The sequence below is a fragment of the Bacillus haikouensis genome (assembly GCF_013179555.1).
Classification (GTDB): Bacteria; Bacillota; Bacilli; order Bacillales; family Bacillaceae_B; genus Rossellomorea; species Rossellomorea haikouensis_A.
Genome location: NZ_JABMCR010000279.1, coordinates 1 through 5,120 on the forward strand (window position 1 = coordinate 1; position 5,120 = coordinate 5,120).

Annotated in this window: 5 protein-coding genes; 2 read left to right on the forward strand and 3 right to left on the reverse strand. The window is 43.6% G+C overall.

Going from position 1 to position 5,120, the window contains the following annotated elements; translation table 11 throughout:
• Positions 1-898, forward strand: an 898-nt coding sequence (locus HP456_RS19560) for a HAMP domain-containing sensor histidine kinase (RefSeq protein ID WP_172254216.1), incomplete at its 5' end; no start/stop codon positions are given.
• Between the two features lie 217 nt (positions 899-1,115).
• On the opposite strand, the gene HP456_RS19565 is transcribed toward HP456_RS19560, so the two are convergent.
• The 3 genes from HP456_RS19565 to HP456_RS19575 all read right to left on the reverse strand — a co-directional run bounded on the left by HP456_RS19565 (position 1,116) and on the right by HP456_RS19575 (position 3,905).
• On the reverse strand, positions 1,116-2,120 hold the full coding sequence (locus HP456_RS19565) for a DUF3231 family protein (protein WP_172254218.1): 1,005 nt from the start codon (positions 2,118-2,120) through the stop codon (positions 1,116-1,118).
• Between the two features lie 233 nt (positions 2,121-2,353).
• On the reverse strand, positions 2,354-3,238 hold the full coding sequence (locus tag HP456_RS19570; protein WP_172254220.1) for a hydroxymethylglutaryl-CoA lyase: 885 nt from the start codon (positions 3,236-3,238) through the stop codon (positions 2,354-2,356).
• Between the two features lie 19 nt (positions 3,239-3,257).
• Positions 3,258-3,905 (reverse strand): GntR family transcriptional regulator, encoded by a 648-nt coding sequence (locus HP456_RS19575; RefSeq protein WP_172254222.1) that lies wholly within the window; start codon positions 3,903-3,905, stop codon positions 3,258-3,260.
• A 162-nt stretch (positions 3,906-4,067) separates the two neighbouring features.
• Here HP456_RS19575 and HP456_RS19580 point away from each other — a divergent pair.
• A partial coding sequence (locus HP456_RS19580; RefSeq protein WP_216663358.1) for a CaiB/BaiF CoA transferase family protein occupies positions 4,068-5,120 on the forward strand: 1,053 nt, incomplete at its 3' end.

Genomic DNA, 5,120 nt, shown 5'->3' on the forward strand with positions numbered 1-5,120 from the left:
CCTTCTTGCACTTGCAATTGCATTGTTGATCAGCTTGTTCTTGTCCAAGCTCCATGTGAAAAGAATACAGCGGATCAGGGACGCGACTTCGCTAGTATCCTCCGGTCATTACGATGTTCACGTTCCAAGCTCCAACTTCGATGAAATCGGCGATCTTGCAGCAGACTTTAATGAAATGGTGACAAAATTGAAGGCGTCCAAAGAAGAAATCGACACACTTGAAAGCAGGAGAAGGCAATTCATGGCAGATGTGTCACATGAACTGAGAACACCGCTGACAACGATACGTGGTGTTATGGAGGGAATCAGGAACGACATGATCCCTGAAGAACAGAAAGAGAAAAGCTTCGGCCTCGTCAGCCAGGAAACCCGGCGGCTGATCAGACTGGTGAATGAAAACCTGGATTATGAAAAAATCCGTTCCAACCAAATCGCCATCACGAAAGTAACCGTTCCGTTACTGGATGTCTTCGAGGTCATCAAGGAACAACTCGATTTGCAGGCGGAAGAAAAGGGGAACGAAATCAAGATTCTTGCACATCCTGAGGCAAAGGTGCACGCCGACTATGACCGGCTCATCCAAATATTGATCAACATTACGAAAAACAGTATTCAATTCACCTCTGGAGGAACGATCACGTTGAGCGGAGCCTCTTCCGGAAAGGAATCTGTCATTGAAATCGAAGACACAGGAATAGGTATCGACCCTGAAGAAATCCACTCGATTTGGCGCAGATTCTATAAAGCTGATCTGTCGCGGACCAATAATCCATACGGTGAATTCGGTCTCGGCCTTTCCATTGTAAAGCAATTGGTGTTGATGCATGACGGGACGATTGATGTTTTAAGTGAAAAAGGCAAAGGGACCACCTTTGTTATTCGATTGCCGTTAAAGTAAAGAGAGGATGCAGTGGGACGAAGCCATGCACCATTTTCCCGGCAGGTGCTTTTTCAATTACTTCAAGAATAACTGTACCACCCATCTTGCTGTTTGGAAGGTCCCTTTCAAAATATGGTTATAACAAACCGCCACTGACGATCAGTGGCGGCTTGTTATGACATCTTAAGTTTCGCAGCCATCCCCCGCTCCACTTTTCCCTCTTGAAGGCATACCATCATTTCATCGAATCTTTTTCTTTAGTTAATTGTTCTTTGTCCCTTGTACCCGGTGGTTGTTCTAACCAGGCATTTTTGATGACGATGTCTGCTCCATCTTTGGCATACATCGCGATTTCAAGGGAGAGCCGTTCATAGTTTAGGACAAGGTCCCTTCTTTGACTTGCAGCGGCAGCGGTTGCATAGTTTCCTGTCCCCGCAGCGCTGATGAATGACATATGAAACATCGCTAATTTATCTGAAAACGGCGGGGTGGTTGAATCGGTGATGCATACATCTGACGGGATAGGAGGATTAATGTCATTGTCCATAAGAATCTTGGTGAAAACTTGAACATGTTTCTTTGAAATGTCTTTCCCCCTTAGCATCCACTTGCGAATATCTTCTCTTGAAGTTGCTTGTGCGAAGCTTAATGCCAGCTTGGTTCCAATAATATTTGTTTGAATATTGACGGATAAATGGGAAATTTCGATAGCATTTAATGGGCGTTTTTTACTGATGTATTTCTTCGTGTCTATAAAGTCTATTTTCTTTGGGTAAGGGATGTAAGGGGGGCGGATGAACAATCCTTTTGAGAGAAGAAGTTTCGCGCTTCTTTCATAAAGTTCAGATGTCTCGTTTAATCCTTCCCTATAATAATTCCTGATATCTTCCCTGCCGCTCATAGAAATAAACCCGGAATATCCGAGCAACCCCACTTTTGACATATGATTAATATAAGTCAGTATAAACATATCCGTATACATTCTCGGGGCATCTAAATTCACATCATTTTCGACAGTGAATCCAATAGGGGTGGGGATTTGCTCTTCTTGAAATAAAGCAGTCAGCTTTTCGATGTGCGTTACGGCTAAATCATAAGAAAATTGAACGACTGCACGAACCTCATCATCTTCAATGTGTTTTAAAAAAAACCCCAGCACACACTTGGACATACTATCATTCATATAACTCGTCCAGACAGATGCAAGTTCAGCGGATGTTAATTTTATCACTTGTGTCATTTCGTTTCCTCCAGTAGAAAGATTACCTATATTTTTTTCAAAATAAGGAATCTTATGCAAAGGAATATGAAAAGGTTGATTTTAGCTCAGTTCTGGAGATTGAAAAAATAAGGGGAATATAATTGGAGCGTAGGGAAGGACATTATATTGGAAAAGAGTAAAGGCCTAACAAAATGAAAGCCAGCCAGTAACCAAAGGAGTTACCGGCTTTACACTCTTGCGGGAAATGAAAATTAAGAAATACCTGCTTTCATTAACATTCCATCAAGGGGGCGTCCCATAATGTCTTCTAACCATTTGGAAGTTTCCAGAAGTGCTTCAAGTTCTGTATTCGTTTCAATGCTCATGCCGTGAAACATATTGACCATATCCTCTGTACACACATTCCCCACTGCTTTTGGCGCGAATGGGCAGCCTCCCATTCCGGCAATGGAAGAATCAAATCTTCGAACGCCTGCTTGATAGCCGGCGAGCGTATTCGCTAAGCCAAGTCCCCGGGTATTATGAAAGTGAAGACCCAAAGACAGGTCATGGCCGAATCTATCTTGAAAGGACTGAACCACTGTCTGAACCTGGTTAGGATTTGCCATACCTGTTGTATCCGCAAGCGTAATCTCTGTACAGCCGGCTTTTAAAAACGCTTCTGCAGCAAATAATACTTTATTCAGAGAAACTTCGCCTTCAAATGGGCAGCCAAATACAGTACCAAGGACACCGGCAGCCTTTTTATTTGCCAAAATTCCTTCTTTGATGACATCGCTTAATTCCGAGACTGCATGTTCAACCGTTCGCTTTGCATTTCGCAGATTGAATGTGTCACTTGTTGTAGTGACGACGTGTAAATAGTCGATATCGGTTTGAAGAGCCCGGTTGAGACCTGACCGGCTGAGGATGAGACCGCCGTATCGAACGCCTTTATCCTTCGGAAGTTGTTTGAGGACCTCTTCTGCATCAGCCATTTGAGGCACAACTTTCGGATTCACAAATGAAACGGCTTCGATGTTTTTAATCCCTGCATCAATCAACCGGTTAATCAGCTCGACTTTTTCTTCTGTCGTGACTAGTTTACACTCATTTTGAAGACCATCCCGCGGACCAACTTCACAAATCTCAATCATTTCTCTTCCTCCCCTTTATTTAACTATTTTTAATGTCTTCTAAATGCTTCAATACATGGTCGCGTCCTTGATAGATATGTTCGTGCATGGCGATTTTCGCCCGCTCTGGTTCTTTGTTCCGAATGGCTTGCAGAATCGTTTTGTGAACCTCCAATGATTGCTTCAGCTGGTAATCGTTATACCAATAAAATGATCTGTAGACAATGGGAACGACGACGACTTTTGATAGATGGAAATGTATATGAGCATTATTTGCCGCATGTATGATGACTTCATGGAATCGTTGATTGACGGCAACGATTTCTTTGATGCTGTCCATATCTGATTGCACATGTTCTTCGATCACTTGTTCATAAACAATGTTCGCGGCTTCCATTTGCTCAACGTCTGCCTCCGTCCTGTAGATGGCAGCCTGGCTGGCTGCATATCCCTCCAGGATGGTACGGAGATCGTAAATTTGGCGGATGTCCTCCGTAGTGAAGTTCCTCACGCTGACTCCCCGTTTTAATGGAACAACCAGACCGTCTGCCTCCAGATGTTTAATGGCCTCCCTGATGGGTGTTCTGCTCAAATTTAGTTCCTTTGCGAGGAATTCTTCCCCTAACCTCATTCCCGGTTCGAACTTTCCGTCGATAATGGCGCCTTTAATGTATTCGTATGCATCCATAACAACACCTCACATTCATTGTATACAAACGGAAATTAAAATACAATATTTTTCCTTTGAAAGCGATTAATTACCTGTTTTTTTAATATGTTGTTGACTTATTGTATACAAGAGTTTAGATTTGTATACAAGATTAAGAAAATTCAAACAGGAGGGATCGAATTGGCAGAACATAAACTACCCTTAGAAGGGTTAAGAGTCATTGAACTTGGAACATTGCTGGCAGGACCTTTCAGCGGACGGCTGCTGGCTGACTTTGGAGCAGAAGTCATCAAAGTGGAACCACCTGGAAAAGCCGATCCGATGAGAAATTGGGGGAAATCCAAAGATGGAATCGGTCTTTGGTGGCCGATCCAGTCAAGAAATAAAAAATCGGTGACCTTGAATCTGCGGGAAGCAAAAGGTCAGAATCTATTGAAAGAGTTGGTGAAACAAGCAGACATCGTCATTGAGAATTTCAGGCCGGGAACGATGGAGAAATGGAATCTCTCTTATGAAGAGTTGTCTGAAATCAATCCTAAATTGATCATGGTCCGCACATCCGGATTCGGGCAAACCGGCCCCTACAAGGATCGAGCGGGATTCGGCAGTGTTGGGGAAGCGATGGGAGGATTGAGGAATGTAACAGGTTTTAAAGATCGGCCGCCTTCCAGGATCGGGGTCTCAGTCGGGGATACGCTTACGGCACTGTTTGCCACCATAGGATGCCTGGTCGCTGTTCATGAGAGAACGAAATCTGGTAAGGGGCAGGTCGTCGATACAGCTCTCTATGAATCTGTCTTTTCCATCATGGAAAGCTTGATACCGGATTACTTGCTTGCAGGATATATCCGCGAAAGGATGGGAAATATTTTGCCGGGAGTTGCACCATCTAATATTTATTTTACCTTGGATAAAACGTATATCGTTATTGGTGCCAATGCCGATGGAGTATTTAAACGTTTATGTGAAGCGATGGGCCAGCCTGAATTGGGTGAAGATCCCCGATTTGCGACTCATCATGCCAGGGGGGAAAACATGAAGCTGCTGGATTCGTTAATTGAGGAGTGGACGAAATCCCTAAATGCTCAAGATGCTCTGAAGATACTGGAGGATAAGGGAGTGCCATCCGGATTGATTTACACAGCTAAAGAAATATTGGAGGATCCCCATTATAAAGAAAGAGAAATGATTATCAATGTGGAGCATCCTGAACTTGGCGAATTTCCAATGCCG

What these genes read in the sequence shown, in the direction of transcription:
- HP456_RS19565 (WP_172254218.1), bottom strand. Translation starts at nt 2,120, where the DNA reads ATGACACAAGTGATAAAATTAACATCCGCTGAACTTGCATCTGTCTGG.
- HP456_RS19570 (WP_172254220.1), bottom strand. Translation starts at nt 3,238, where the DNA reads ATGATTGAGATTTGTGAAGTTGGTCCGCGGGATGGTCTTCAAAATGAG.
- HP456_RS19575 (WP_172254222.1), bottom strand. Translation starts at nt 3,905, where the DNA reads ATGGATGCATACGAATACATTAAAGGCGCCATTATCGACGGAAAGTTC.